Source organism: Brachybacterium zhongshanense (genome assembly GCF_055385755.1).
Genome location: NZ_AP043790.1, coordinates 2,140,413 through 2,167,362, shown reverse-complemented (window position 1 = coordinate 2,167,362; position 26,950 = coordinate 2,140,413). Strand labels below are relative to the sequence as shown.

Annotated in this window: 26 protein-coding genes; 9 read left to right on the top strand and 17 right to left on the bottom strand. The window is 70.9% G+C overall.

The window, feature by feature from the left end:
* Positions 1 to 251 precede the first annotated feature (251 nt).
* Positions 252 to 1,928 (top strand): HNH endonuclease signature motif containing protein, encoded by a 1,677-nt coding sequence (locus tag ACZ5AJ_RS09765; RefSeq protein ID WP_464133522.1) that lies wholly within the window; start codon positions 252 to 254, stop codon positions 1,926 to 1,928.
* A gap of 117 nt (positions 1,929 to 2,045) precedes the next feature.
* Here the strand turns inward: ACZ5AJ_RS09765 and ACZ5AJ_RS09760 are convergent, their stop codons facing one another.
* On the bottom strand, positions 2,046 to 3,599 hold the full coding sequence (locus ACZ5AJ_RS09760) for an LCP family protein (RefSeq protein ID WP_464133520.1): 1,554 nt from the start codon (positions 3,597 to 3,599) through the stop codon (positions 2,046 to 2,048).
* A gap of 1,108 nt (positions 3,600 to 4,707) precedes the next feature.
* Here ACZ5AJ_RS09760 and ACZ5AJ_RS09755 point away from each other — a divergent pair.
* On the top strand, positions 4,708 to 6,168 hold the full coding sequence (locus ACZ5AJ_RS09755) for a GuaB1 family IMP dehydrogenase-related protein (protein WP_464133517.1): 1,461 nt from the start codon (positions 4,708 to 4,710) through the stop codon (positions 6,166 to 6,168).
* 42 nt (positions 6,169 to 6,210) lie between these two features.
* On the top strand, positions 6,211 to 7,173 hold the full coding sequence (gene galE / locus ACZ5AJ_RS09750) for a UDP-glucose 4-epimerase GalE (RefSeq protein ID WP_464133514.1): 963 nt from the start codon (positions 6,211 to 6,213) through the stop codon (positions 7,171 to 7,173).
* Positions 7,174 to 7,360: 187 nt separating this feature from the next.
* Here galE and ilvA read toward each other — a convergent pair whose 3' ends face one another.
* From ilvA to ACZ5AJ_RS09735, 3 genes are read right to left on the bottom strand one after another with little or no spacing between them, the layout of a single operon-like run.
* On the bottom strand, positions 7,361 to 8,737 hold the full coding sequence (ilvA, locus tag ACZ5AJ_RS09745) for a threonine ammonia-lyase IlvA (RefSeq protein WP_464133510.1): 1,377 nt from the start codon (positions 8,735 to 8,737) through the stop codon (positions 7,361 to 7,363).
* Positions 8,734 to 9,363, bottom strand: a complete 630-nt coding sequence (gene ispF, locus ACZ5AJ_RS09740; RefSeq protein ID WP_464133506.1) for a 2-C-methyl-D-erythritol 2,4-cyclodiphosphate synthase — start codon at positions 9,361 to 9,363, stop codon at positions 8,734 to 8,736. The genes ilvA and ispF overlap by 4 nt, the downstream gene beginning before the upstream one ends.
* Positions 9,360 to 9,686 carry a PTS sugar transporter subunit IIB gene (locus ACZ5AJ_RS09735; protein ID WP_464133503.1) on the bottom strand — a complete coding sequence of 109 codons (327 nt, stop codon included), beginning with the start codon at positions 9,684 to 9,686 and terminating at the stop codon, positions 9,360 to 9,362. The genes ispF and ACZ5AJ_RS09735 overlap by 4 nt, the downstream gene beginning before the upstream one ends.
* Before the next feature lie 151 nt (positions 9,687 to 9,837).
* On the opposite strand from ACZ5AJ_RS09735, the gene ACZ5AJ_RS09730 reads away from it, so the two are divergent.
* Complete coding sequence (locus ACZ5AJ_RS09730; protein WP_464133499.1) at positions 9,838 to 10,590, top strand: IspD/TarI family cytidylyltransferase; 753 nt, start codon at positions 9,838 to 9,840, stop codon at positions 10,588 to 10,590.
* A gap of 7 nt (positions 10,591 to 10,597) precedes the next feature.
* On the top strand, positions 10,598 to 10,909 hold the full coding sequence (locus ACZ5AJ_RS09725; protein ID WP_464133496.1) for a hypothetical protein: 312 nt from the start codon (positions 10,598 to 10,600) through the stop codon (positions 10,907 to 10,909).
* A gap of 32 nt (positions 10,910 to 10,941) precedes the next feature.
* Here the strand turns inward: ACZ5AJ_RS09725 and ACZ5AJ_RS09720 are convergent, their stop codons facing one another.
* Entirely contained in the window at positions 10,942 to 11,706 is a 765-nt protein-coding gene (locus tag ACZ5AJ_RS09720) for a 2-C-methyl-D-erythritol 4-phosphate cytidylyltransferase (protein ID WP_464133493.1), read from the bottom strand.
* Positions 11,707 to 11,720: 14 nt separating this feature from the next.
* On the bottom strand, positions 11,721 to 12,203 hold the full coding sequence (locus ACZ5AJ_RS09715) for a CarD family transcriptional regulator (RefSeq protein ID WP_464133490.1): 483 nt from the start codon (positions 12,201 to 12,203) through the stop codon (positions 11,721 to 11,723).
* Positions 12,204 to 12,476: 273 nt separating this feature from the next.
* On the opposite strand from ACZ5AJ_RS09715, the gene ACZ5AJ_RS09710 reads away from it, so the two are divergent.
* The gene (locus ACZ5AJ_RS09710; protein ID WP_464133488.1) at positions 12,477 to 12,983 is read left to right on the top strand and encodes a hypothetical protein; all 507 of its coding nucleotides are present in this window, start codon (positions 12,477 to 12,479) and stop codon (positions 12,981 to 12,983) included.
* A 109-nt stretch (positions 12,984 to 13,092) separates the two neighbouring features.
* Here the strand turns inward: ACZ5AJ_RS09710 and ACZ5AJ_RS09705 are convergent, their stop codons facing one another.
* Both ACZ5AJ_RS09705 and ACZ5AJ_RS09700 read right to left on the bottom strand, forming a co-directional pair.
* Positions 13,093 to 13,785 carry a response regulator gene (locus ACZ5AJ_RS09705; protein ID WP_464133485.1) on the bottom strand — a complete coding sequence of 231 codons (693 nt, stop codon included), beginning with the start codon at positions 13,783 to 13,785 and terminating at the stop codon, positions 13,093 to 13,095.
* A 1-nt stretch (position 13,786) separates the two neighbouring features.
* Positions 13,787 to 14,980 (bottom strand): sensor histidine kinase, encoded by a 1,194-nt coding sequence (locus ACZ5AJ_RS09700; protein ID WP_464133483.1) that lies wholly within the window; start codon positions 14,978 to 14,980, stop codon positions 13,787 to 13,789.
* A gap of 175 nt (positions 14,981 to 15,155) precedes the next feature.
* On the opposite strand from ACZ5AJ_RS09700, the gene phoU reads away from it, so the two are divergent.
* Complete coding sequence (phoU, locus tag ACZ5AJ_RS09695; protein WP_464133480.1) at positions 15,156 to 15,830, top strand: phosphate signaling complex protein PhoU; 675 nt, start codon at positions 15,156 to 15,158, stop codon at positions 15,828 to 15,830.
* Positions 15,831 to 15,915: 85 nt separating this feature from the next.
* On the opposite strand, the gene ACZ5AJ_RS09690 is transcribed toward phoU, so the two are convergent.
* The 8 genes from ACZ5AJ_RS09690 to ACZ5AJ_RS09655 all read right to left on the bottom strand — a co-directional run bounded on the left by ACZ5AJ_RS09690 (position 15,916) and on the right by ACZ5AJ_RS09655 (position 24,206).
* Positions 15,916 to 16,281: a DUF4235 domain-containing protein gene (locus tag ACZ5AJ_RS09690; RefSeq protein ID WP_464133477.1), complete on the bottom strand. Its 366-nt coding sequence runs from the start codon at positions 16,279 to 16,281 to the stop codon at positions 15,916 to 15,918.
* A 99-nt stretch (positions 16,282 to 16,380) separates the two neighbouring features.
* A complete protein-coding gene (locus ACZ5AJ_RS09685; protein WP_464133474.1) occupies positions 16,381 to 17,430 on the bottom strand; it encodes an LCP family protein in 1,050 nt (349 codons plus the stop codon).
* An 88-nt stretch (positions 17,431 to 17,518) separates the two neighbouring features.
* Complete coding sequence (gene trmB / locus ACZ5AJ_RS09680; protein WP_464133470.1) at positions 17,519 to 18,352, bottom strand: tRNA (guanosine(46)-N7)-methyltransferase TrmB; 834 nt, start codon at positions 18,350 to 18,352, stop codon at positions 17,519 to 17,521.
* The gene (locus ACZ5AJ_RS09675) at positions 18,342 to 18,773 is read right to left on the bottom strand and encodes a QcrA and Rieske domain-containing protein (protein WP_464133465.1); all 432 of its coding nucleotides are present in this window, start codon (positions 18,771 to 18,773) and stop codon (positions 18,342 to 18,344) included. Before ACZ5AJ_RS09675 ends, trmB begins: the two co-directional genes overlap by 11 nt.
* A 114-nt stretch (positions 18,774 to 18,887) precedes the next feature.
* Positions 18,888 to 19,454: a peptide deformylase gene (gene def / locus ACZ5AJ_RS09670; RefSeq protein ID WP_464133462.1), complete on the bottom strand. Its 567-nt coding sequence runs from the start codon at positions 19,452 to 19,454 to the stop codon at positions 18,888 to 18,890.
* A complete protein-coding gene (locus tag ACZ5AJ_RS09665) occupies positions 19,451 to 20,740 on the bottom strand; it encodes a YihY/virulence factor BrkB family protein (protein ID WP_464133459.1) in 1,290 nt (429 codons plus the stop codon). The genes def and ACZ5AJ_RS09665 overlap by 4 nt, the downstream gene beginning before the upstream one ends.
* Positions 20,741 to 20,877: 137 nt before the next feature.
* Complete coding sequence (locus ACZ5AJ_RS09660) at positions 20,878 to 23,448, bottom strand: glycoside hydrolase family 65 protein (protein WP_464133457.1); 2,571 nt, start codon at positions 23,446 to 23,448, stop codon at positions 20,878 to 20,880.
* Entirely contained in the window at positions 23,445 to 24,206 is a 762-nt protein-coding gene (locus ACZ5AJ_RS09655) for an HAD family hydrolase (protein ID WP_464133454.1), read from the bottom strand. Before ACZ5AJ_RS09655 ends, ACZ5AJ_RS09660 begins: the two co-directional genes overlap by 4 nt.
* A gap of 121 nt (positions 24,207 to 24,327) precedes the next feature.
* Between ACZ5AJ_RS09655 and ACZ5AJ_RS09650 the strand changes: the two genes are divergently transcribed.
* Complete coding sequence (locus ACZ5AJ_RS09650) at positions 24,328 to 24,975, top strand: SRPBCC domain-containing protein (RefSeq protein ID WP_464133451.1); 648 nt, start codon at positions 24,328 to 24,330, stop codon at positions 24,973 to 24,975.
* Here ACZ5AJ_RS09650 and ACZ5AJ_RS09645 read toward each other — a convergent pair.
* Positions 24,962 to 25,519, bottom strand: a complete 558-nt coding sequence (locus tag ACZ5AJ_RS09645; RefSeq protein WP_464133449.1) for an NAD(P)H-binding protein — start codon at positions 25,517 to 25,519, stop codon at positions 24,962 to 24,964. The genes ACZ5AJ_RS09650 and ACZ5AJ_RS09645 overlap by 14 nt on opposite strands.
* A 69-nt stretch (positions 25,520 to 25,588) precedes the next feature.
* Between ACZ5AJ_RS09645 and ACZ5AJ_RS09640 the strand changes: the two genes are divergently transcribed.
* Entirely contained in the window at positions 25,589 to 26,905 is a 1,317-nt protein-coding gene (locus ACZ5AJ_RS09640) for an MFS transporter (RefSeq protein WP_464133445.1), read from the top strand.
* The last annotated feature ends 45 nt before the right edge of the window (positions 26,906 to 26,950 follow it).

Sequence of the window (26,950 nt, the reverse complement as noted above, 5' to 3'; positions counted from 1 at the left end):
ACGGCGGCATTCCTGGCCGTGCGATGCGCCTATGTTCAGTGCGCTTGAAGCCATGGTGAGCTGGGGCGACGTCGTGCCGATCTCATGTCGGGCTCCTTTGGGGAGGCTGTTCGGATTTTCCACATACCTCCTCGAGGGAAGCGTGGAACCATTAATGTGGTGGCAGTAGATGAGATTCTCGAGGTCGGTGACGGAGATCAATCTTCGGAGCCGGTGGGTTCGGGCTGAGGGAGGGGGTGTGAGGAATGGTGGTGCAGGAGAGCACGGGGCGGCCTGAGGATCGTGGTGCCCCGCAGGCGGAGAGCGGGCCGACGGTCGCTGCTGCCGCCGAGGAGGCCTTCCTCGCGAGCCTTCCTCGCCGGCTTCGAGTGGTGCGTGCCCGTCGTCCGCTGAGCAGGGGCGACCTCCCGGCCCGGGCCGGAGCCGCTGAGGATCCTGTGCTCAGCGCTGCCGCGCAGGCGGTCTGGGATGCGGAGAAGTCGTCGGCATCGTCCCTCGCTGGCCGGTTTCGTGCGCTGGATGCGCTGCTCGTCGCGGAGGAGGCGGCGGAGGACTCCGGGCAGACCGCCCGGTCCGGATCCGACGGCGACTCGGCAACGGAGCGGGACCTCGATCCCATCGATCCCCTCGACACTGTTCGCGCGGCCCTCGCGCTCCGCGTCACGGACAATGCTGCGCAGCGGGAGCTGCAGGACGCGGCGCGAGCGGTGCGGTGCTTCGTCCGCTGCCTCGATCTCATGGAACGGGGCGAGTTCCCGTCATGGTGGTTCTCCACCATGCTTCGGATCTCGCGGAAGCTGAAGGCGGCCCCTCAGCGACTGGTCGACCTCGTCGTCTCGACGTGGTCCGTGGACATCACCGCGGAGCGCTTCGTAACTCTCCTGCGAGCTCTTGTGGCGCTCCTCGCCGAACGCGACCGACTGGAGAACCGCACCGTTACCGGGCCCGTGCGGCGAGTGGAGCTGTCGACCGATGGCGCGGCGGGCACGGGGGCGATCATCCTGCGCGGTGCGATCCCGGAGATCCTGGCCCGCTGGAAGGAGCTCGACGAGGCCGCCCGGGCGATCCAGGTCGCACAGCGCAGAGCGCTCAGGGACGGCGATGCGATCCCGTGGGATGCGGACGGTGAGGTCGCGCGCACCGGTCGGACCACAGGACTGGACACTCTGCGATCGATGCTCCTGATGGGAGCCGAGCTGGATGTCGAGGGGGTCACGATCCCTGCGCCGAGGTTCAGGGTGAACGTGACCGTCCCGGTGATGACGCTCCTCGGAGCGTCGGACGCCCCTGGCATGGTCGACGGCTGCCATCCGATTCCGGCGGAGATGGCCCGAGAGCTGGCGGGTGGCGAACCTGTGTGGCATCGGGTCCTGACGGATCCCACGAGCGGCGCCTTCCTGCCGCTTCCCGCCGATCGCTATCAGCCGACGCAGACGATGCTGGAGCATCTGCGCCTTCGAGGGCCCCGATGCGCAGTGCCGGGTTGCACCCGTCCGGTCTCCTGGGCCTCCGAGTGCGATCACATCGAGGAGTTCCGTCACGGCGACCCGGCGGCAGGCGGACTCACCGAGATCGAGAACCTCCATCTCCTGTGCTGGCAGCATCATCTCGACAAGACCCTCGGCCTGCTGGACCCGACGCGTCTGGCGCACCGGGAGGACGATCCAGGGTCCACGCGCTGGAGGATCGGCCCGGAAGGGGCCGGAGCCGATGAGGTCGTCGTCGACGACGACGTCGACATCGGGACCCTCTTCGTGATCGCTGAGCTCGAGCATTCATGGCAGGTCTACTGCGACCGTCGTGACAGAGCGGGCGAGGCGGGGATGCCGGTGGGGGCCCCGGCCCCGCGCAGCACCGGGCCATCCTCGAGATCCGATCGGAGGGCTGCTGACGGAGCACCGTCAGGTGCAGGTCCGCCGCCGTTCTGAGTCTCTCCGGGACCCGTGAGAGCTTCGACGGTCGCAGGGCCGAGCCTGCCTCGGCGTCGTCTCTGCGGCCCGTCGGATGTCAGGATGCTGCGCCGCCGCTGCGCGACTGCCTCGCGCCTACTGCTCGGAGCTGGGCAGGCACGAGCTCAGCGGGTCATCATCGATGGTGACGTCGGACTCGGACTCGGAGCCGGTCCCGTCGTCGTCGGTCGTCGTCTCCTCGTCGGTGGGCTCCTCGGTGGGCTCCTCCGTCTCCTCGGCCGACGGGTCCTCTGCGGTTGCGTCGTCGGAGGCATCGGATCCGTCAGAGTCCGCGGCGGCGTCGGTCTCCTCGGAGCCGTCGATGACCGAGGCGGTCTGGACGTTCTCCTCGGAGTCCTCGATGGAGGCCTGGACCCACTTCTTGAGGTAGTCCCAGTCCGCGTTGTACGAGGGGGTGACGTCCTCGGTGATCGGGTACGAGTTGTACCCGGCATCCTTGATCCTCAGCGCGAGATCCACGAATGCATCGAGGTCCTTGACAGGGATGTCCGTCTCGATGTTCTTCTCCGTCGCCGATACCAGGCTCGGGAACGACAGGGCGAGCGTCGCCGGATCCGCCTCCTGGGTCACCACGCGGACCATGCGCTGCTGTCGGCAGATGCGGTCGAAGTCGTCGGAGCCTTCGCGCGAACGGGCATACCACAGGGCGTGATAGCCGTCGAGCTTCTGCAGACCGGGCTCGATGTACCCCGTGATCGGATACTTGCCCCCGGTTGCCTGGTTGGTGCCTCCTCCGATGGGGATCTGTCGCTCGACCTCGATCTCGACGCCGCCGATCGCGTCGACCAGATCCTCGAATCCCTCGAGGTCGACCATCGCGTAGTAGTCGATGTCCAGTCCCAGAGTCTCCTCGACAGCCCAGGTGGTCGCGGTCAGCCCGGGGTCGTCGTCGCCGGGGAACAGATCCGGGCGATCGCTGGCCCAGGTCCAGACGGCGTTGATCAGGTTCTGGTTCTTGCCGAAGTAGTCGAAGCCGTCGGGGAACTCCTCCGCGGCCGCCGTCCCCTCGGGGAAGCGGACGTTCTCGAGGTTGCGGGGGATGGAGAACAGGGCTGTGCGACCGGTCTCGGTGTCGATGGAGGCGACCATGATCGTGTCGGGGCGGGTTCCGGTGCGGTCCTCGCCGGCGTCCTGGCCCAGCAGCATGACGTTGAGCCTGCCGACGCCCTCCCACGGGTCCTTGCCCTCGGAGATCACGCTGTTGGACTGATCGGATCTGGCGAACACGCTCTCGGAGCCCAGAAGGCCCTGCGCCGCCCACAGCGACTGCACTCCGCGTCCGAAGGGGACAGCGATCAGCAGGACCATGACGGCCGCGATCGCGAAGGACGCGACGCGGCGCCGGCCCCGCAGCCTCTGGAGAGTGGCGTGCGACAGGTTCGCCAGGACGACCTGGAGGATCCAGATGAGGCCCACGACGCCTGCGGCGACCATCAGGGCGACGATCACCGACCGCCGGGTCAGCAGATCCACGAGGGACATCAGCGGGTCGCCGATGATGAACCAGCCGCCGACGGCGACGATCCCCAGGATGAGCACCCCGAGGAGCGTCCAGCCCAGTGTCCGGAGCCGTGTGGTGAGCAGTCCGGTGCCGGGGATCAGCGAGGTGATCACCGTCCAGAACGCCACCACGGGCAGTGAGCCCTCCCGATCGCGCTCCGCGCGGTCCCTGCGCAGGGGGAGCGGTGGCTTCCCGGAGCCGCCGTCGCCCCCCGAGCCTCCGCTCGACGCTGCCGCTGCGGCGTAGGAGTCCGTGACCCAGCGGTTCGGGGACGAGAAGTCATTGTGGGGTGAGCGTCGAGCACGGACCGCCCGCGAGCTCGCTGAGCTCGCGGGGATCTGAGCCCGCTGCTCCGTCGGCGACGGAGCAGCCGATGCCGCGGCCGCGGACGAGGACGACGCCGGGGCCTCGGGACGAGCCGAGGGGTCGGCGCTCGTCGACTGGGGATCGGCGACGGTCCAGGCGCTCTGCTCGGTCCGATCCGGCGCAGCCTCGGCATGTCGCTGCCGCTCAGCCGCCCTCGCTGGAGCGGCACCCGTCGACCAGGCGTCGGACGGCGAGGTCGATCCTGGGCTGGTGGAGCTGACTGCGGCGGACCCCGATGTCGGGGACCCGGCCGACGCCGAGGCTGACGCCGACGGTGCAGTCGGGGACGAGCCCAGGGGACGGGCGGAGCGGCGTCCGTGCCCGCGTGGGGGCTGAGCAGCTTCAGTCCTGGGCGCGGATGCACCTGGTGAAGAGGCGTCGGCAGCGGAAGCCTCGCCTGACGATGCTGCAGGTGCAGGTGCAGGTGCAGGTGCAGGTGCAGGTGCAGGTGCAGGTGCAGGTGCAGGTGATGCTGCGGGGGTAGGGGGCTCGGGGGCGCCGGCGGGCGACGCGGATGCGCCCGGGAGAGCAGGCGCGGTCGGAGCCGAGGAGGCGGAGGCGGGGCTCGACGACCCCACCCAGGGGCGCCGCGAGCTGCCGAACGCCTGGTCGCGGTTCTTCTTCGCGGCCTCGGGCGTCTGCGGGCGCGGCTGAGCGCGCCGGTTCGGCTGCTGATGCCTGCCTCCCCGACGTCGTCTGCGCCACGAGGCCGAGGACGGATCCGTCATGCGGGACATCCTAGGTTCTCGTCCGCTTCTCTTTCCTGTACGGAGCCGCTTCGGGACGTGAGGGCCTCGTGGAGGTCGTGCGGATCGGTGGAAACGGTCCTGCTCCGGAGCGCGCCGGGACGAGGCGTCCTAGGCTGGGCCCATGCGCCTGATCCACACCCCGACCACCGACCTGACGTATGACGACTGCTTCTTCCTGCCTGCGCGATCGGCGGTCACCTCCCGATTCGACGTCGACCTCTCGAGCGACGACGGCACCGGCACGACGATCCCTCTGGTCGCAGCCAACATGACCGCTGTCTCCGGACGTCGGATGGCTGAGACCATGGCTCGTCGCGGAGGGCTCGCCGTGCTTCCCCAGGACCTCTCGCCGGAGCGCATCGACTCCATCATCCGCTCGGTCAAGCAGCGTGACCTGCTCGTCGACCATCCGCTGACCCTGGGGCCCGAGGGCACTCTCGGCCAGGCAGCCGCGCTGCTGCCCAAGCGGCCCCACGGCATCGTCGTGGTCGTCGACGACGACCGGCGCCCGCTCGGTGTGGTATCTGCCACGGAGATCGCAGGACGGGACTCCTTCTCCGCTGTCGGCGACGTCCTGAACACCGATCACCTGGTCCTCGGCCCGGCCGATCTCGAGGCCGAGCCCTCGATCCTCCACGCACGCATCGCCGCCACCCACGATGACGCTGCCGTCGTGGTCGACGCCGACGGCGCGCTCCGCGGCGTGCTCACCGCGACGGGGGTGCTGCGCTCGACGATCTACCGCCCGGCGGTCGACGCCGCGGGCCGACTGCGCATCGCCGTCGCCGTCGGCATCAATGCCGATGTCGCCTCGAGGGTGGAGGCGCTGGTCGCCTCAGGGGCCGACGTGATCGTCCTCGACACAGCCCACGGGCACCAGGACCGGATGATCGAAGCGCTGCGCATCGCCCGCCAGGTGCTCGGTCCGCGCGATTCCACCCCGATCCGCCTCGTCGCAGGGAACATCGTCACCGCCGAGGGGACTCGCGAGCTCATCGAGGCGGGAGCGGACATCGTGAAGGTCGGCGTCGGCCCGGGGGCCATGTGCACCACGCGCATGATGACCGGAGTCGGACGCCCGCAGTTCTCCGCCGTCCTCGAGTGCGCCGCCGAGGCGCGGCGCCTCGGTGGGAGCATCTGGGCCGACGGCGGGGTGCGCCATCCGAGGGATATCGCGCTCGCTCTCGCGGCGGGAGCCTCCAACGTCATGATCGGGTCCTGGTTCGCCGGCACCTACGAGTCGCCCGGGGACATGCGCGTCGATGAGCACGGACGTCGGTACAAGGAGAGCTTCGGCATGGCCTCCAAGCGCGCCGTCTCGAACCGCACCGCGCACGAGGACGCGTTCGCACGCGCCCGCAAGGGCCTGTTCGAGGAAGGCATCTCGAGCTCGCGGATGTATCTCGCCGCCGGCCGCGGAGGCGTCGAGGACCTCCTGGACGAGATCACCGCGGGGGTCCGCTCCTCCTACACGTACGCCGGCGCGTCGACGACCGAGGAGTTCCGGGACCGCGCGGTGATCGGTCTGCAGGGTGCGGCGGGATACGCCGAGGGACGACCGGTGGCCAGCTCCTGGAGCTGAACGGTCCGCTCCGGGCGGACCGATGCCGGTAGGCTCAGGGCCATGACGACTCTCGTGATCGGTGGTGCCGGGTACATCGGATCGCACGTGGTGCGACTCCTCGTGGAGAAGGGCGAGCGGGTGCTCGTGGTGGACGATCTCTCCACGGGTCTCCGCGAGCGCACGGAGGGCGCTGAGCTCATCGAGCTCGACGTCACCCAGTCCGATGCGGCCGAGAAGCTGGCCTTCCACCTCACGGCCTCCGGGGCGGACTCCGTGATCCACTTCGCCGCCCACAAGCAGGTGGGGGAGTCGGTCGAGAACCCGGAGATGTACTGGCACGACAACGTCGGCGGGCTCGCCAACGTCCTGTCCGCCTGTGCGAGCGCGGGCATCCGCGATGTGGTGTTCTCCTCCTCCGCCGCGGTCTACGGCGTCCCCGACGTCGACCTCGTCACCGAGGACCTCACCCCCCAGCCCATCAACCCCTACGGGGCCACCAAGTACGTCGGCGAGTGGATGCTCGCCGACGCCGAGCGCGCCCACGGGATGCGCACGGTCGCCCTGCGCTACTTCAACGTCGCGGGCGCCGGCTGGCCCGAGCTCGCGGACACCGCGGTGATGAACCTCGTGCCGATCGTCCTGGATCGCCTCGAGCAGGGGAAGGCGCCGATCGTCTTCGGCGACGACTACGACACCCCCGACGGCACCTGCATCCGCGACTACGTCCATGTGCTCGACCTCGCCCACGCGCACATCGCCGCGCTGGACTATCTGCGGGGCGAGGACCGTCCGCACCGCGTGTTCAACGTCGGCACGGGGGAGGGGTCGAGCGTCCTGGAGGTGATCGACGCGATCGCCCGTGCGAAGGGCATCGAGATCACCCCCGAGATCGGGCCCCGTCGGGCCGGCGATCCCGCACGGCTCATCTGCTCCGGAGACCGCATCGCCGAGATCCTCGGCTGGAAGTCTGAGCATGGACTCGATGACATCGTCCGCTCCGCCGTCGAGGCCCGCGAGGCCTGAGGAGCGCTGACCGCGGAGCTCGCGCCCAGCGCCCTGAGCGCCATGAGATGCCCGGACGCCCCGCCCACCCCTGCGGTGGGCGGGGCGCTCGACGTCGGAGCGCTCGGCCGCCTCCGAGCGCTCGGAAGTCTCGATGCGCTCGGCTGCCTCAGGTCGGTCGGCTGTCCGCTCAGGGTGCTCCGGCCGCTCAGGTGAGATAGCGGTACATCGGATCCTCGGGATCGATGCGCTCGATCTCCATGTTGGAGGCGGCCATGCGCGCCATGAGCGGATCGAGGTCCTCGGGGGCGCCGATCTCGAGGCCGACCAGCGCGGGGCCCTCCTCGCGATTGTTCCGCTTGATGTAGTCGAACAGGACGATGTCGTCGTCCGGCCCGAGCACCTTGTCCAGGAAGCTTCGCAGCGCCCCCGGCTCCTGCGGGAAGGTCACCAGGAAGTAGTGCTTGAGCCCCTCATGGACGAGGGACCGCTCGACGATCTCGTTGTAGCGGGAGACATCGTTGTTCCCGCCCGAGACCACGATGATCACGTCGCCGTCGGAATCGAGGGCGACGTCGTCATCGGTGCCCTCGCCGACCGGACCGGCACCTGCCCCGTCGTGCGTCGGGCCCGACGAGATCTCAGGTCGGAGGGGACCGAGGGCGCCCGTGGCGACGGCGGTCGCGGCCAGTGCCCCAGCAGGTTCCGCGATGATGCCGTCGACCTGGTACAGCTCGAGCATCTCGGTGCACACCGCGCCCTCCTCGACGGAGATCAGCTCCGGAGCCATCGCCAGCACCATGCGCAGCGGATCCGCACCGACCCGGCGCACGGCGGCGCCGTCCACGAACCGATCCAGCTCGTTGAGGGTCACGGGACGCCCGGCCCGCACCGCCGCCGCCATCGAGACGGCGCCCGCAGGCTCGACGCCCACGATCCTCACCGACGGGGTGCGCTCGCGCAGCCAGGCTCCGCAGCCGCCGAGCAGTCCGCCGCCGCCGACGGGCAGCACCACGGTGGCGGGCTCCCTGCCGTGCTCGGCGCGCAGCTGCTCGACAGCCTCCAGGGCGACCGTGCCCTGACCGGCCATGATCAGGGGATGATCGAAGGGCGGGACCTGCGTGGCGCCGGTGCGCTCGGCGTCGTCGGCCGCGGCCTCGGCGGCATCGTCGAAGGTATCGCCGACGAGGACCAGGTCGACGGCGTCACCGCCGATCGCGATGATCCGGTCGCGCTTCTGGCGGGGCGTCGTGCCCGGGACGTAGATGCGACCGCTGATCCCCAGGTCCCGGCAGGCGCGCGCGACACCCTGAGCATGGTTCCCCGCGCTCGCGGCGACGACACCCGCCTCGCGGGCATCCTCGTCGAGCGAGGCGAGGAACAGGTAGGCGCCGCGCAGCTTGTACGAGCGCACCGACTGCAGGTCCTCGCGCTTGAGCCACACGGGAACGCCCGCGATCTCGCTCAGCCGCTCGCTGCGCTGCAGAGGAGTGCGCCGCAGCACGGGCGCGAGACGTGCGGCGGCGGCCTCGACGTCGTCGGCGGTCAGCGGCAGCGGGGCACCTGCCTGCTCGGTCCTGCTCATCGGCTCTCCTCCTGAGGGTGTGTGCTCTCGGACGGTGTGCTCGCCTCCGTGCCCGTGCCCGTACCCGTGCCCGTGCCCGTGCCCGTGCCCGTACCCGTGCCGGTGCTGGCCTGTTCGGGCCGGTCCTCGACGACGAGGGCGGTCGCGATCGCGGCCACGCCCTCTCCGCGCCCGGTCAGACCGAGCCGGTCCGTGGTGGTCCCCGACACCGACACCGGTGCGCCGGCGGCCGTGCTCATCGCCTCGCAGGCCTCGACGCGGCGACGCGAGAGATGCGGGCGGTTGCCGATGACCTGCACCGACACGTTGCCTATCCGGAAGCCCGCCTCCCGCACCAGACGCGCCGCCTCCGCGAGCAGAGCTGCGCCGGAGGCGCCGGCCCATTCCGGACGATCCGTGCCGAAATGGGTGCCGAGATCGCCGATCCCCGCAGCGGAGAAGAGGGCGTCGCAGGCTGCGTGACAGGCGACGTCGGCATCCGAATGACCTGCCAGCCCCCGTTCCCCAGCCCATTCCAGAGCAGCCAGATGCAGCGGCCGCGGCGCATCCGGCGGCGCGTAGGCATGCACGTCCACGCCGGTCCCGACGCGAGGAAGGGGCGACAGGTGCGGAGCGGAGCCGCTCATCGTCGAGGTCCTCCGGCGGCGGGGCCGGCGCTGCCGCGCGGGCCCAGCGCGTCGATCACCCGGTCGATGTCGGCGAAGGTGACGTGGGGGCTCGTGCCCAGCAGCAGCGGCATGCCCGAGACGCGGGGGATGCCGAGGGCATCCGGGAGATCCACGGTGCTGACCACGAGATCGGCGGTGAACTGCGGAGAGAGCAGGTCCATCACGGTCGCCTGCACCACGGAGGCCTCCAGCCCGCGAGCGGTCAGATGATCGCGCACCTGATCCGCGACGAGCGCGGAGGTCGCGATCCCGGCACCGCACACGATGGCGATGGTGAGCATGGGCGGGGTCTCCTGACGAGGTCGGCGGCAGTGCGCGCGGCAGAGGCGGCCGGAATCTCCGGACGCGCGGGGACCCACCGGCGGACGTCGATTCTCCCACGTCGGACTCCGACGGGTCCACGCGGGTCCGCGGGCCGTCTACGATGCCCGGGTGAGCCAGTCCCGAAACCGTCGCGCCTCCCGCCTGCGCGGGAGCGCCGCTGGCATCGTCCTCGCCGGAGGATCCGGCACCCGCGTCGGTGCAGACATCAACAAGGCGTTCCTCCCGCTCGCCGGCCGCAGCATCGCCAGCTGGGGCCTGAACACCCTCGCGACCGTGGAGGGCATCGGGCTCCTGGTCTTCGTGGTGCGCCCGGAGGACCGCGAGCACGCGCGCTTCGTCGCCTCCCGGGAGACGGAGCATCCGCTGGAGATCATCACCGGAGGCGACACCCGCCAGGAGTCCGAGCTGCTGGCGCTGCGGCACCTCGCCGACCGCATCGACGCCGGAGCGATCGACACCGTCCTGATCCATGACGCCGCCCGCCCGCTGGTCTCCCATGGGCTGGCCGCCGCCGTCCTCCATGCCGCGCGCGAGGTCGGGGGAGCGGTGCCGGGGATCCCGGCGACCTCGATCGCGCCCGTCGGATCGGAGGCCGCGCTCGCGACCGGTCCGTTCCGCCCCGAGACGATGCTGCGGGTGCAGACCCCGCAAGGGTTCGCCGCGGCCCCGCTCCTGGACGCCTACGAGCAGGCCGCGCGCGACGGCTTCGTCGGGACCGACACAGCGTCCTGCGCCGAGGAGTACACGGACATCCCCGTCGCCTGGGTGCGCGGGGAGGAGACCAACTTCAAGATCACTTACGCGCAGGACCTGCTGCTGGCGCAGGACGTGGTCACGGCGCTAGGTTTGAGGTCCGGGTGAGGAGAAGATGATGGCCGTCGAGGAGAGCTTCCTGCGCTGCACCGCCTGCGACCAGGAGGCCGAGCACGTGGTGGTGTACGCGGGCCGCTTCGTCTCCGAGATCCAGTGCACCGGCTGCGGCGCCGTCACGAGGCTGGATGTCAGCGAGGCGTATCTGCCGGACCTGAAGCAGCGGATCTCCAGCAAGCCGGGGCGGCTGATGCGCCGTCTGCGCGACGACCCCGGTGAGCTCGCGACCACGCTTCCCGTGCGGACGCTGTCCAAGCCCCGGCGCATGGCCGAGGAGTTCCGCGCAGTCTGGCGCAGCCGCCGCAGCTGACAGCCCCGCGCATCTCAGGCGCCGGGTGCACCTCAGGCGCCGCGCGCGAGCCCGTGCCGGTGGGAGGTGTCCCGCGCGAGGCCCAGCGCGATCTGCGCCTGCCACAGGCTCAGCCTGTCCACCACCGCGAAGCCCGAATGCGAGCCCTGCACGGTGCGCACGCGCGCACCGGCGGCGAGAGCGGCGAGGATCTCATCATCGGGATCCGACGGCGCCCCAGGATCCGACGGCGCACCTGCCAGCAGCAGATCGCGGCGGAGGACGCGCGGGCACTGCAGCCCGGCGAGGGTCGAACGGTCGATGTTGCGCAGCCCGTCGTCGACGATCTGCTTGACGGAGTCCGTCATGTCCACGACAGGCAGGACCGCATCGGCCTCGTCGGAGCGCACGCACCTGTCGGCGTGCTCGGCCAGGACGTCGAGGAGGACGCGCAGCGGGGTGAGGGCCCGCTCGGCCTCGTGCACGAGGACCCAGGGCGAGTCGATCGCCGCGGCCGCGGCAGCCAGCACCGCGCGGCGGGATCCTGAAGCGGCGACCACCCGGAGCCGATCGCCGACCGCTGCCCGCAGCTCCGGGGATGTCGCCGTGTCCGCGGCGAGCAGGGGACGGGGGAGCCCGGCGTCGGCGAGCGTGCCCAGCAGGCGGTCGAGGAGCGTGGATCCGCCGAGCGGGGCCAGCGCAGGCAGCACCCGTTCGCGCGAGGCGCCCGAGGCGGCCACGGCGCCGACGAGGACGACAGGGCGGATCAGCGGACGGCCGCCCCCGTCGGGGACGGCCGTCGCAGCGATGTCTGGCACGGGTGGGACGCCGGTCAGGAGGCGAGGACCTCGTCGAGGATCGACTCGGCGCTGGCCTCGTCGGTCTTCTCCGCGAGCGCGAGCTCGGACACGAGGATCTGGCGGGCCTTGGCGAGCATGCGCTTCTCTCCGGCGGAGAGGCCGCGATCCTGATCGCGGCGCCACAGGTCGCGCACGACCTCGGCGACCTTCTTGACATCGCCCGAGGCGAGCTTCTCCACGTTCGCCTTGTACCGGCGGGACCAGTTGGTCGGCTCCTCCGTGTAGGGCTGGCGAAGCACCTCGAAGACCTCGTCGAGGCCTTCCTTGTCGACCACGTCCCGCACGCCGACCAGGTCGACGTTGTCGGCGGGGACCTCGATGGTCAGGTCGCCCTGGGCGACCTTGAGCTTGAGGTATGTGCGGTCCTCACCCTTGATGGTGCGGGTCTTCACCTCTTCGATGAGCGCTGCACCGTGGTGCGGGTAGACGACGGTCTCGCCGACGGCAAAATTCATGTGGCTGGTCCCCTTTCCGGGCACCAGTCTATCACCGGTGGCCTGTGCTAATATTCGCGCCTTTGTGACGGAAGCAGCCGATGGGGGTGCTGAGAAGGGGCGGGATGCTGGAGGGGCCGGGGTGTCGGGACCGACGGTCGGTGCTGGTCGATCGACGTGATCCTCGGGACTTCCCCCGGACGCAGGGGAGATGACGCCCTGTCGTGAGGTACTCTGTCAGCGCTGTCCCGCCCCATGTCCTGCGCTCGCCGCGGGATCGAACAGGAGTACTCCGTGCGTCGTCCTCGCCGTCTCGCGCTCTCCGTCGCCGCCCTCGGGTTCGCCCTCGCGGCGACCGGCTGCACCTATGTCAACCCGGTCCAGACCCACGAGTTCTATCAGGCCGCCGACGGGACGAACGCGAACCTCATCGAGTCCGACGCCAGCTCTCCGAGCTTCGGTGTGCGCAACGCGATCGTCGTCGTCGCGGACGACGGCTCCGCGGAGCTGCTCGCCTCGGTCGTGAACTACACCGATGAGGCCGCGACCGTCAGCCTCGAGGGTCTGGACGAGGGAGCCTCGGTCTTCACCGCGACCGTCTCCGTCCCCGCCGGCGGCGCCGTCCAGCTGGGTTCGCAGGCCGACCAGCAGCCCGTCCCGGTCGAGAACCTGACCGCCGCGCCCGGCGACGTCATCGAGCTCAGCGTCACCTCCGGTGCGCTGACCACCGAGATCACCCTGCCGGTGACCGACACCTCGCTCGCGTACTACGGCGAGGCGGAGGCCGGCATCGAGGGCTGAGCATCCAGCCAGCACGACGGCGGCGGGCCCGGGAGCGATCTCCCGGGCCCGCCGTCGTCGTGCTGGGGGTCTGTGGTGCGAGCGCGCCGCAGACCGGCCGATCAGAGGATCAGGCGCCGCCGGACTCGAACTTGTACCCCAGACCGCGCACCGTCACCAGGTGCACCGGATTCTTGGGGTCGTCCTCGATCTTCGCGCGGAGCCTCTTCACGTGGACGTCGAGCGTCTTGGTGTCGCCGACGTAGTTGGCACCCCAGACGCGGTCGATCAGCTGGCCGCGCGTGAGCACCCTGTCGACGTTGCGCAGCAGCATCTCCAGCAGCTCGAACTCCTTGAGCGGCAGCTGCACCTCCTCGCCGTGGACGCGCACGACATGGCGCTCGACGTCCATCGTGATGTGCGCGGTCGACAGGGTGGTGGACTCCTCGACGTCCGCGGAGTCCTGTCCCCGGCGCAGCACTGCCTTGATGCGGGCCAGGAGCTCCCGGGAGGAGTACGGCTTGGTGACGTAGTCGTCGGCCCCGAGCTCGAGGCCCAGCACCTTGTCGAACTCGTCGTCCTTCGCCGTCAGCATGATGACGGGGACCGAGGAGGTGCGGCGGATCTCCCGGCAGACCTCGGTCCCGCTCATGCCGGGGAGCATGAGGTCCAGCAGCACCAGGTCGGCGCCATGGGCGGTGAAGATCCGCAGGCCGTCGACGCCGTTGTCCGCCACCGCGACTTCGTACCCCTCCTTGCGCAGGGAGTAGGACAGCGGATCGGAGAAGGACTCCTCGTCCTCCACGATCAGGATGCGGGTCATCTCAGTTTCCCTTTCTCGACGCCTCGGCGCCGCTGGCGGTGACCGTCCCCGTGCGTCCCATCTCGGGGATGCGCAGGGTGAAGGTGGAGCCCTGCCCGGGCAGGGACCAGGCTGTCACCTCGCCGCCGTGGTCGGCGGCGATGTGCTTGACGATCGCGAGACCGAGGCCGGTGCCCCCGGTCTCGCGCGAGCGGGCGCGGTCCACGCGGAAGAACCGCTCGAAGACCCGCTCCAGATCCTCCTTGGAGATCCCGATGCCCTCGTCCTTGACGGAGAGCTCGACCATGCCGCTGTCGCGGCGCACGGAGATCCCTACGCGGGTGTCGGCATCGGAGTAGCTGATGGCGTTGGCGACGAGGTTGGACAGTGCGGTCACCAGCATCGTCTGCGAACCGAACACCCGCAGCCCGCCGGTCCCGCCCGAGGCCAGCTCGATGCGTCGGCCCATCGCCACATTGCGGTTCTGGCGCACCGCCTCCTCGACGACGTCGTCGATCTCGACGGGCTTGGCATCGGGCAGCGCGGAGGTGCCCTGGACGCGCGAGAGCTCGATGATCTCCTGCACCAGACGGGAGAGCCGTTGCGACTCCGTCTGCATGCGCTCGGCGAAGCGGCGCACGGCCTGAGGGTCCTCGGCGGCGTCCTCCATCGTCTCGGCCAGCAGGATGATGGCACCGACGGGCGTCTTCAGCTCATGCGACACGTTCGCGACGAAGTCCCGCCGGGTCTCCTCCACGCGCACGGCGCGCGTGAGGTCGTCGGCCAGCAGCAGCACCCCGCTCTCGCCGAGCGCACCGATGCGCACGTCGATCACGGCGTCGGTGTCCGAGTCAGCCTGGCTGGAGCGGCGCAGCGTGAGCCGTTCGTCGCGGTAGCCACCGTTGCGGCCGACATCGGCGGCGAGCTCCATCAGCTCGCTGTTCGCCAGCCGCGGGTAGTCGTTGCCCGCTGCGCGCACGATCCCGTAGGAGTATGCCAGCGGGGAGGCGCGCAGGACGTCCCCGGCCGTGTCGAGCACGACATAGGCCGAGGAGAGGATGGACAGCACCTCCGCGGCAGGCTCAGGCACCACCGGCGGCGGAAGTTCGGGAGCGCGTGAGCGCCGCCCCTCCGACCGAGTCATCGCGAGCGTGGCGGCGCAGCCGATCACGAGGCCGATGACACCGGCGAGCAGGAGGAGGACAGACAGGGGCACGAGGACAGCCTAGGCCGACGAGCGCCGTGCCCCGCACTGCCGCGCCCCGTCAGGGCGAGGAGCGGGGCAGGAGTTCATCCGGACTGCACCGGGAGTTCACCGAGGAACCGTCTCCGTTCACCCGCTCTTGCCAGACTCGGGCGGCGGACATCCCGAACCAAGGAGAGTGCACACCATGCGCGAGGCGTACCAGAGCGACCTGCGGCATCTCGTCGACGACCTCGTCGACATGGCAGACAAGGTGGGCTCGGCCCTCGAGGACGCCACCGAGGCCCTGCTCGAGGGCGACCTGGCCCTCGCCGAGCGGGTCATCGCGGCCGACGTCCACATCGATCAGCGACAGAACGACCTCGATGCGAAGATCGTCGAGCTGCTGGCGCGCCAGAACCCGGTCGCCACGGACCTGCGCCTGCTGGTCGCGGCGCTGCGCATGAGCTCCTCGCTCGAGCGCATGGGCGATCTGTGCACGCACATCGCCCTCGTCGCGCGCCGCACGCATCCGGAGCCCGCCGTCCCCGAGCAGCACCGCGACCAGATCCGGCGCATGTCCACCATCGCCGAGGCCGCTCTGAAGGACGCCTCCCAGGTCATCGCCGAGCGGGATCTCGCGCTCGCCGCACAGGTCGAGAAGAACGACGACCAGCTCGACGAGCTGCTGCTGGAGATCTCCCGCGAGATCGGGAGGGGCGACGGCTACTCCAACCGCCAGGTCATCGACGTGACGCTCCTGATCCGGTTCTACGAGCGCCTGGGCGACCATGCCGTCTCGCTGGTCCGCCGTGTCGGCTTCCTCGTGACCGGCGATGCGCTGGACACCCTCCACCCCGGGACCGACGTGTCGGAGTTCTGAGCGCACGATCCAGGACGCCGCAGCGCCCGCCCTCCCCTCTGGGGACGGCGGGCGCTGCGGCGTCGGGCGCGCTGTGCGCTGGGGCTCAGCCCCGGTTGGGGCGCGGGCGCCGCTCCGTGACCGCTTCAGCTCCTCGCTTGGCGCCGCGCTGGGCGACCTGTCGCAGTCCCTGCAGCAGCACTCCGGAGATCAGCGTCCACAGCGCGATCTTCCACAGCGCCTGCTCCTGCATCGGATCGGTGATCCCGGCGATCTCGTCCTTGCCGAGGCCGTCCTTCTTCGCCTGCTTGCGCTGCTTGGCCGTGGCCTTCGCCGAGGCCTTCTGGGCCTTGGCGGTGGGCGCATCCTCACCGAAGACCGCGCCCCACCCGGCAGTGGCGACCTTCCTGCCGACCATGCCAGCGGCGACACCGGCGATCGGGACGATGATCTTGACGAGCGGATTGGCCATGGGAACCTCCGGGCGGAAGACGGATGCGGAGAGCGGTCGGACGGTGCAGGCGACGACGGTCGGGCGGCGGGCGCAGCCGCCGCCCCGGTCAGCAGGGCGTCAGTACGTGCCGGCGTTCTCAGCGTAATAGGTGCCGACGGTGTCGTCCTGCAGGGCCTCCCGCAGGACGTCCATGCCGTCCTCGTCCGTCGCGACCACGGAGGCGCCTCCGCTGGTGGTGTACGGATCGCCGTGGGGGATGGCCAGGAAGTACATGTCCGAGGTGCGGATGTCGCGCATCGACAGGCCCAGCTCGATCATCGCCGTCGGCGTCAGGCCGTCGTCGGTCGTCAGATAGGGGGCGATCGAGGAGACGGTCTCGCGGAGCTTCGCAGGATCCGTCAGGGTGTCCCGGCTGATCAGCTCCGCGGCGATCGCCTTCAGCACCAGCTGCTGATTGCGGTTGCGCTGGAAGTCGCCGTCGGAGAACTGCTTGCGGGAGCGGACGAAGGCGAGGGCCTCCTCGCCGTTCAGATGCTGGGTCCCCTCGGTGAACTCGAAGTCGCCGGCGGTGAAGGAGATCGGCACCTCCACGTCGATCCCGCCGAGGGTGTCGACCAGACCCTGGATGCCGTCGAAGTCGATCAGCGCCACGTGATCGATCGGCACCCCCACATAGTTCTCCACCGTGGTCACCGCGAGGCTGACGCCTCCGAAGGCGAGGGCCGCGTTGATGCGGTCCTTGCCGAAGCCGGGGATGTCCACGTAGAGATCGCGCGGGAAGGACATGATGTACACGCTCTGGCCGTCGTCGGAGACGTGCACGAGCATCATGACGTCCGAGCGCTGACCGTAGACGCCCTCGGAGACCGCATCCTCCTCGCTGCGCTTGTCCGAGCCCAGCAGCAGGAAGTTCTGGCCGGACCCCTCGATCGCCTCCGGCGCCTCGCCGTCGGACGCCCCGCGAGTGATCTCCACCGTGGTGATCTTCTTGTACTCGTTGCGCAGGGAGTTGAGGTATCCGCCGACGACGATGCCGACTCCGATCACCAGCGCGGCGACCACGGCCAGGGCGATCAGCGCTGCGCGGCGCCCACGGCGGGCGCCGGGTTCGGGGGAGTCCCCGTCCTCCCAGTCCGAGGGCAGTTCGACGTCATCGGGTGTGGTCATGGCGGGCTCGCTCTCATCGGGTGCGCGCTGGCACGTCCGGGAGTGTCACGGGATGGTGGAGGAGGACAGGAAGAGGACGCCGCCCCGGTCAGCGGACCGGTGCGTACGCCAGATCCCATATTAGACGTCCGGCCCGCCGTCCCTTGCTCTCGAAGCTCGTCTTCACACGACCTTCGAACCTCGGCGCCCAGCCGCGGGAGGGCATGTGCTCGGGGACCGGGTCGCTCGGCTCACCCTCAGGACGGGGTCCGTGCGGATGGAGGCTCCTCAGGCGAGGGTCGGCATCCAGCACCTCGCGCATGTGATGGGCGTACTGCGCCCAGTCCGTCGCCAGGCGGAGCACCCCGTCGTCGGAGAGCAGCGGCAGCACCGCGTCCAGGAAGGGAGGATTCACCAGACGGCGCTTGTGATGCTTGGACTTGTGCCACGGATCGGGGAAGAAGATCCACAGCTCCTGCACCGACGACGGCGGGAGGAGGACCGGCAGGCTGCGCTGGGCGTCCAGCGGGAGCAGCCGGATGTTCTGCGGGTGACCCGCCCGCTCGATGCGGTCCAGGGTCTGCGCCAGCCCGGGGACGTACACCTCGACGGCGAGATGATCGCGATCCGGGCGGGCGGCCGCCGCGGCGGCGATGTTCTCCCCCTGACCGCTGCCGACCTCGACCACCAGCGGAGCGCGCCGCCCGAAGACCTCCTCGACGTCCAGGGTCGTTCCCGGGGCGGGCAGGGTGTCGCGCTCGCCCCGCGGAAGATCGAGCAGATAGCGACCGGAGAGACGGTCCCAGGCGTCCTGGCGGCTCGAGGAGAGGCGGTCTCCGCGGCGGACGAACGAGACGATCTCCCGCTGAGGTCGCGCAGCGCCGGAGGCCGAGCTCAGCTCCGACGGGAGCTCGGACTCCGCCGACGAGGGATCAGGCGTCACGGTAGAGGGCACCGTCCCTGACGGTGACGGTGAGGGCCGGCAGAGGACTCTCGGCGGGCCCCTCGAGCACCTCTGCGCTGGAGGCGTCGAAGCGGGAGCCATGGCAGGGGCAGTCCAGCTCGTCCCCCGCCATCGACAGCGCGCAGCCGTTGTGGGTGCAGTACCCCGAGTACGCGGTGATCTCCTCCCCGGCACCGCGCACGATGAGGGCGAAGGGCCGCTCGCCTCCGAAGTTCACCAGCGTGCTCGCGTTCTCGGGGATCTCGTCGAGCGGGATGCCGCCGTCGTCCTCGGCGGGCACGGGATCTGCATCGCCGAACCCCTGGTCGTCCGGTCCGCACCCGGCCAGGGCGCACACCCCCGCGGCGGACACGGCGGGGATCATCAGGGCATGGCGACGAGTCAGGCGCGGTCGGGGCATGCGTCCCAGGATAGTCGGCGCCGCGGTGGGAGGGCCGGTCGGGAAGGAGTTCAGGAGGGGCTGTGGCTCACACTCCCCGGGAGCGCGCCCCTGATGCGTGCCCGGGAGGGCGTCTCAGACCTTGTCGGCGGTCATCTCGCGAGGATCCCAGGAGATCAGCCCGCGGGCGCGCCAGCCGCGGGCGCTCACCGCGTCCCGTGCCTCGCGACGCCGCGCGGGGGAGAGGCGATCGACGTACAGCGAGCCCTCGAGGTGGTCCACCTCATGCTGGAGGCAGCGGGCGAGGACGCCCCCCTCGTCCTCGACCACGACGGGGTTGCCCTCGAGGTCGATCCCGGTCACGCGCGCCCCCCGATGACGGGCCGTGGGGAAGCCCTCGCCGGGAACCGACAGGCACCCCTCGATGGTCTCCTCGTCGAGCTCGAGCGGTCCGAAGCGCTCGAGGCGCGGGTTGATCACGACGCCCCGACGCAGCTGCTCCTGCGCGTCCGTGCAGGAGTACACGAAGATCCGCCAGCGCGACCCGACCTGCGGGGCGGCGAGCCCGGCCCCGTCGGCCGCGTCGTTGGTCTCGAGCATGTCCGCCACCAGGGTGCGGATGTCGTCGGTGACCTCTCGGACCCGGCGGGTGCGCTGCTCGAGAGCGCGGTGGCCGATGATGGTGATGGGGCGGACGGTCATGCGGGGGGATCTCCTGGGCGGGCTGGTGGTCGGTCCGACGCAGAGTCTGGCACGTCCTCCTGCATCGCGCCGACCGAGGACCCGGAGGACTCAGGAGACGCTCCGGCACCTCGGTCGGCATCATCGTCTGCGGTGCGATCCGGATCGTCGGCGGCAGCGGAGCTCGTCGGGCCGCTCTGGGACGGGCTGGTCACGCGGTGCCGACGGGGCGGGTTGACGGCGAGGACGCTGCCGGCGTCGACGATCCAGACGGAGCGCTCCCGGCGCAGCGGCGCGCCGTCGCGCGCCGAGAGCGCGACGGCGCGACCGATGCGCTCGGCCTCCGCGGCATCCTCGGCCAGGAAGTCCAGGGTGTGGGTGGCATGGGAGTCCAGCACGATCGTGTGCCACGCCTCGAGGCCGCTGGCGATCTGCCGGGCGCGCAGGAACTCGGCGTCCAGCGCCGCGCCCCCGATGATCACGATGTTCCCCAGCCACAGCAGCAGGAGGATCCCGATCAGCCCGTTGAGCACGGTGAGCACCTCGGTGAAGCGCGTCGCGTAGACCATCAGCTGCCCGAGCAGGTGCGCGGAGCCGAAGAGCATCAGGACCGACACCACCGACCCGAGGGTCATCAGCCGGTAGCGCGGGAGCTTCACGTTGGGGAACAGGTAGTAGGCGAGGGAGACCCCGATGATGAGGATGATCAGGAGGATCGGCCACTTCACGATGTTCCACGCCACGAAGGCGACGCGCGGGATCCCGATGAGCTCCCCGAGCCTCTGCGAGGCGTCGGAGCCGATCACCAGCATCGACAGGGCCAGCAGCGCCACGGCGACGATCAGCACGGTCTCGCCGAACACGATGGTGCGGAACCAGAGGAAGGGCCTGCCCTCGCGGGTGTCGTAGACCCGGTGCAGGGCGCGATGGAAGGCCGCGACCCCGTTGGAGGCCGACAGCAGCGAGCCCGCGGTGCCCAGCGCGAGGCCCAGGAGACCGCCGTTGGTGGTCGAGACCGCCAGGATGGCGGAGACGAACGGACGGGGATCGAGCGTCGGGAAGACCTCGTGCACCATCGTGGCGGCGGCCTCGACGGACTCCCGCCCGATGCCGAGCATCGAGAGCATCGACACCACGGCCACCGCCCCGGGGAACAGGGACAGGACCGCGTAGAAGGTCATCGTCCCGGCGACGTCCCACACCTGGATGTCGAGCATCCTCATGCGCACCCGGTTGAGCACGTGCAGGATGCTCAGCCGCGGGCTCTCATACTCCACGACGGGCCGGGACCGATGTGCTGGGCGCATGGGACTCCTCGGCTCGGGGCGGGGCGGGGCGGGGCGGGGCGGGACAGGACGGGACCGGGCGGTGGGAGAGGATGGCGCGGCAGCCCGGCGGACGCCTCGGAAGCCTACGGGAGCCCAGGGCGCCTCAGCGGGATCGCTCAGGCGTCCTCGATGATGTCGTCGGGATCGGTGTGCACCGGATACTCCCACGGGTCCTCGGGATCCGTGGGGACGACGGAGGTGACGATCGTCCCGTCCGGGCGGGCGTCCCCGAGACCGACGGGCGAGGCGAGCACCGCGTCGTCCAGGACGGGCCCCTGGTCCTCGAGCGGCACGGTGGCAGCTCCTGCGACGCCGTCGGCCTCCGATCCCTCGGCGCCGATGCCCACGCGCACCCCGCGCACCGTCACCTCGACGGGAGCGCCGCTCTCGAGGACGAAGGAGATCTCCCTGCGCACGATGCGCACGCGGATCCGCGAGCCGCGGATCGTCAGCGGGAAGCTCAGCTCCGGCCAGAGCGAGGGGAGGCGCGGGTCGAAGGAGATCTCACCGCCGTCCTGGCGCATGCCCCCGAAGCCGTGGACGAGCGCGTTCCACACCCCGCCCGCCGAGGCGATGTGCACGCCGTCGGAGGTGTTGTGGTGCAGGTCCCCGAGATCGACGAACAGCCCGGCCCGGAAGTAGTCCAGCGCAGCCTTCTGGTGCCCCACCTCGGCGGCCATGATCGACTGCACGACGGCGGAGAGCGAGGAGTCGCCGGTGGTGATCGGGTCGTAGTACTCGAAGTCGGCGCGCTTCTCCTCGGCCGTGAACTCGCTGCCGCGCAGGAACAGGGCGAGCACGACGTCGGCCTGCTTGAGCACCTGGAACCGGTAGATCACCAGGGGGTGGTAGTTGAGCAGCAGCGGGAAGGACTCCGGCGGCGTCGACGAGAGGTCCCAGATCTCCCGCTCGAGGAAGCGGTCCTCCTGCAGATGGATGCCCAGCGCCTCGTCCTTGGCCACGAACATCCCGTCGGCGCAGGCCTCCCACTGCTCGAGCTCCAGCTCATCGAGCTCGAGCTCGACCACGAGCCCGCGATAGCGGGCCGGATCCGCAGCCTTCAGGGCGCGGACCGCGAGCACCGCTCGGCGCAGGTTGTAGCGGGCCATGACGTTGGTGAACATGTTGTTGTTGACGACGGTCGTGTACTCATCGGGCCCAGTCACGCCATGGATGTGGAAGCTCGCGTCGCCCTCGGCCGTGACCCGCCAGAAGCCGAGGTCGGCCCACATCCTCGCGGTCTCCACGAGCACTTCGACACCATCGCGGCGCTCGAACCCGATGTCGCCGGTGACGTCCGTGTACTGCGCGAAGGCGAAGGCGATGTCCGCGTCGATGTGGTACTGCGCCGTGCCGGCGGCGTAGTAGGCGGAGGCCTCGTCGCCGTTGATCGTGCGCCAGGGGAACAGGGCTCCGCGCTGGTTCAGCTCGCGGGCCCGCTCCCTGGCCTTGGGAAGCATGTTCGCGCGGAAGCGCAGCGCGTTGCGCGCCCAGGCGGGGGAGGTGAAGGTCAGGAAGGGGACGACGTACACCTCCGTGTCCCAGAAGTAGTGGCCCTCATAGCCGGAGCCGGTGAGGCCCTTGGCCGGGATGCCCCACTGGTCCGAGCGGGCCGAGGCCTGCGCGAGCTGGAACAGGCACCAGCGGGTGGCCTGCTGCTCGACGGGACGGCCGGGCAGGCGGACGTCCGAGCGCTCCCAGAAGTCGGCGAGGTAGTCGGCCTGGTCGGACCACTGATGCTCGAACCCCTCGTCGCGCACGCGGTCCAGCGTCCGTCGGCAGCGGTCGAACAGCTCTCGATGGGGGACGGAGCGGGAGGAGTGGTAGGCGACCGCCTTGCGCACCCGCAGCGTCTGCCCCGGCTCGAGGTTCGCGCGGACGACCTTGCGGCCGCGGTCCTCGGACGTGTCCATGAGGTGCTCGACCTCGGCGTCGGAGGCGATCTCGTGATCGGCGCCGACGGCGAGGGTCATGCCCGACGCGGCCACGCGGTATCCCAGCAGCAGCCGTCGCTCGCTGTGCCAGTGCTGCAGCGGTTCGAGGACCCGATGGGTGAAGGCGGTGGTCTTGCGCGGATCCACCTTCTGCGTGATCGGCCCGTCGACCCCGTGCCCGAAGTCGTCGACCATGTCCTCGCGGTTGATCACCTGGGAGGAGATCGCGACGGGCGCGGCGCCGTCGAGCATCGTCACCTCCATGTCCATCAGGGCGAGGTGCCGCTGCGGGAAGGAGACCATGCGGCTGCTGCGCACCCTCACCCGCTTGCCCGAGGGGGTGCGCCACACGAGGTCCCTGCGCAGCACGCCCTCGCGGAAGTCGATCCAGCGCTCGTACTCCAGCAGATCCGCGACGCTCAGCAGAAGCGGCTCGTCATCGACGTACAGCTTCATGACCGAGGAGTCCGGCACGGAGATCATCGTCTGCCCGGTGCGTGCGAAGCCGAAGGCGGACTCCGCGTGGTGGATCGGCCAGATCTCGTGGAAGCCGTTGAGGAAGGTGCCGTGCGCGTGCACGTCGCGGCCCTCCTCGGGAGTGCCGCGCATCCCCATGTAGCCGTTTGCCGTCGCGAACAGGGTCTCCAGATGGCCGAGATCCGCGCCGGGACGGGACTCCACCAGGCGCCACTCGTCCACCGGCAGGTGGGTCCGGTCGATGGGGTCGGCGGGCACCGAGCGCAGGCGTGTCATGACAGCTCCTCCAGATCGTCGACCACCAGGGTCGCGCCGGCGGCGGAGAGTGCGTCGGCGCCCGCCCCCCGGTCCACGCCGACGACGGCGCCGAAGGCGCCGTCGGCCCCCGCCCTCACCCCCGGGACCGCATCCTCGTAGACGACCGCCTCGGCGGGCTCGGCCCCCAGGCGACGGGCGGCGAAGAGGAAGGTGTCCGGCGCGGGCTTGCCGGGCAGCTGCTCATCGCGCGCCACGTTGCCGTCGACCACGAGCTCGAAGCGGTCGCGCAGGCCTGCGCCGCGCAGGACCTCCTCGGCGTTGCGGGAGGAGGAGACGATGGCCAGGCGCCGCCCCGGGAGGGCGGCCAGACGGTCCAGATAGGCGACCGTGCCGGCATAGGGACGCACACCCTTCCGGATCAGGTCGAGGACGACGGCGTTCTTGCGGTTGCCCAGCCCGCGCACGGTCTCCGCGCCGAGCGGCTGATCGCCGCCGTCGGAGTCCTCGCCCTCGGGCAGGACGATCCCGCGTGAGGCGAGCATCGCCCGCACCCCGTCGTAGCGGGGCCTGCCGTCGACATGGGCGAAGTAGTCCGCCTCCGTGTACGGCTCGGGGACCCCGCGGGAGGCGAGGAAGCCGGAGAACATCGCGTCCCAGGCGCGCATGTGCAGCTCAGCGGTCGGGGTGACGACTCCGTCGAGGTCGAAGAGATGGACGGGCAGATCCGAGGGGCGGGAGGACGGGTGGGAGTTCGGCTCAGCGCTCACCCTGGCCATGCTAATCGCGCGGATGCCTGCAGGAGCGCATGGTGTCGACGGCGCGGCGTCGGTTACCCTTCCCGGGTCCGACCTCGCGCGCCGCGCCGGGCCGGAGAGGAACGAGCCCGGCGAGGAGACCATGGTTCCCACCCGGTCGCTGCCCGTGATCGATGCGGTGCGACGACGAGTCCAGATCGAGGACAGGGGCGCCCAGATGGGCGTCCGCCTGTCGCTGACCACCAACATCGCCCTCGCGCCGGTGCGCCTGTGGCCCCTGCTGGCGACGTCCGCAGGCCTCGCACGCTGGTGCGGCCCCGTCATCGGGGAGCTCCGCGAGGGCGGGAGCTTCGAGCTGCCCGGGCTGGCCCGCGGCCGGGTACTCGAGTCCGCCTCCCCCCACCGGATCGTGCTCGCCTGGGATCGCGGACACGGCGAGGAGCCGCTGCAGGTGCGGCTCGACCCCGAGGACGACGGCACCACCTCCCTGCGGATCGTCCACGAGCTGTCGCAGTCCCGCGAGGAGTTCGAGGCGCTCGGCCCGGGCGCCGCGGCGATCGGCTGGGAGCTCCTGCTGCTGCGGCTCGCGTCGGCGACCGACGGATGGCGCGTCACCTGCATGACGGACGTCCCCGTGCCCGATACCCGCTGGATCGACGGTCCGGAGGGCGCCGAGCATCGGCGGGCCTGGGCGGTGCGATGGGCGGCGGAGCTGCTGGCAGCCGGCGTCGACGAGGAGACCGTCCGGCGCAGCGAGGAGGAGACGGTGCGCGCCCTCAGCGGCGACTGATCTCCAGCACCCGGGGAGATGCTCCCGGTCGTCCCGCCAGATCGAGCAGCGCCCGCGCCAGATCCTCGCGCGGGACCAGGGCGGAGGCGCGGCCGACGGCCGGGCTGATCCGCGGATCCCCTGCACCGGCGACGTCGGACGTCGCGCCGGCGCGCAGCGCCGTCCAGTCCAGTCCGCTGCCGGCCAGCACCCTCTCGAGCCGCTCCGCATCGGCGACGCCCCCGCGCCGACGGCCGGGGCGCAGGGAGCGCGGCCGACTCCGCGGTGAGGAGAGGGCGGCGGAGGACGCCGCGACGAGCCGGGAGATCCCTGCAGAGCGCAGCGCCGCCGTGGTGGCGAGGGCGAGGTCGGTCATCCGGGTGGAGGGAGCGCGGCCCGGCGAGGGCGTCAGCGCGAGGACGGCGGCGTCCGCCGGGCCCGCGACCCCCTCGGCGCCGGCGCCGAGGGCCCTCGGCGTCGTCGCGGTGACGGGGAGGCCCGCGGCCAGGGCCTCGCGCACGACGGCCTCGCCGAGGGGGTCGTCGGCGCCGAGCACGAAGATCATGGGCGATACCGTACCGCCGCCGCGCACAGTATTTGCCTATGCTCACTATCGGATGGGAGACTTCCGCGAGTGTCGTCCTCCCCGCCCTCCGCCGCGGCGGTGATGCGCACGCTGATCCCGTCGGTGTACCTGCCCACGCTGCTCGAGTTCACCGGACAGGCCGCGCTCATGCCGGTGATCCCGCTGATCGCCCTGCAGCTGGACTTCACGGTCCCTCAGGCGGCGGCGCTCTCGCTGATCTTCGGCGCGGCCTCCTTCGTGGGGCCCATCCCCGCCGGCAGGGTCATCTCCCGCTTCGGCGCACGCGCCTCTCTCGTGGTCACCGGATGCCTCCTGATCCTCGCGAACATCGCGGCGTACCTGGTCATCACGCCGGGTCTCGAGGACACCGCCCAGGATCTCCACCGCGGCACCCTGATCGCCCTGCTGACGATCATGGCCTCTGCCTCGCAGGTCTGGACGCTGGGTCGCCAGTCGTATCTCGGCTCCGCGCTGCCGCCGACTCTGCGAGCGCGAGGCATGACGACCTTCGGCGGCATGATCCGCATCGGTCAGGTGGTGGGTCCCCTGCTGGGTGCGATCGTGCTCGGCCTCGGGCAGGACTCGCTCGTCTTCCTGCTCTACGCCGCGACCTCCCTGGGTGCGACGGTGATGGTGGCGGTCTTCCTCCCGCACGGCGAGGCCGTGGGCGGAGGCTCGGCCGCCGGTGCGAGCATCCGCCGGGGCAGGCGCAGCGATGCGCGCAGGATGCTCGACAGGGCGGTGCTCGCGAGGATGCTGTCGGTGGGCCTCGGCTTCGCCCCGGTGATGATCTCGCGGGTGAACCGCACGACGATCGTCCCGCTCCTGGGCGCCGCTCTCGGACTCGACTCGAGCTGGGTCTCGATCGTCTTCGGCGTGAGCGCCGTGGTGGAGATCCTCATGGTCTTCCCCGCGGGCACCCTCATGGACCGCTTCGGCCGTGCCGCCGTCGCCGTCCCCTGTGCGCTCGTGATGGGGGCCGGATACCTGCTGCTGGCTCTGCTCGCCCTCACGGTCGGCGAGGGCTCGTTCGGCGCTGCTGTGGTGTCGCTGGTGGTGCCGAGCATGCTGATCGCCCTGGGCAACGGCCTGGGCTCCGGAATCGGCATGACGCTCGGGATCGACGTGTCCCCGGTGCACGGGCGCACCGGCTATCTCGCCTGGTGGAACACGCTGCTGGGCGGCGGTCGGATGATCGCGCCACTGATCGTCAGCGGCATCGCCCTGGTCGCGCCGGTCGCGATGGCCGGCGCCGTCACCGGTGCGCTCTGCCTCGTCGGTGGAGCCTGGCTCGCACGGGTCCTGCCGCGCATGACCCCGTCGGGCGGGACGCGCACGGCGGGGAGCCCGGCCTCCCGTCGCTGAGATCGAGACCATCGTCGGATCCATGGGCGGAGCGCGGTGAGGTCA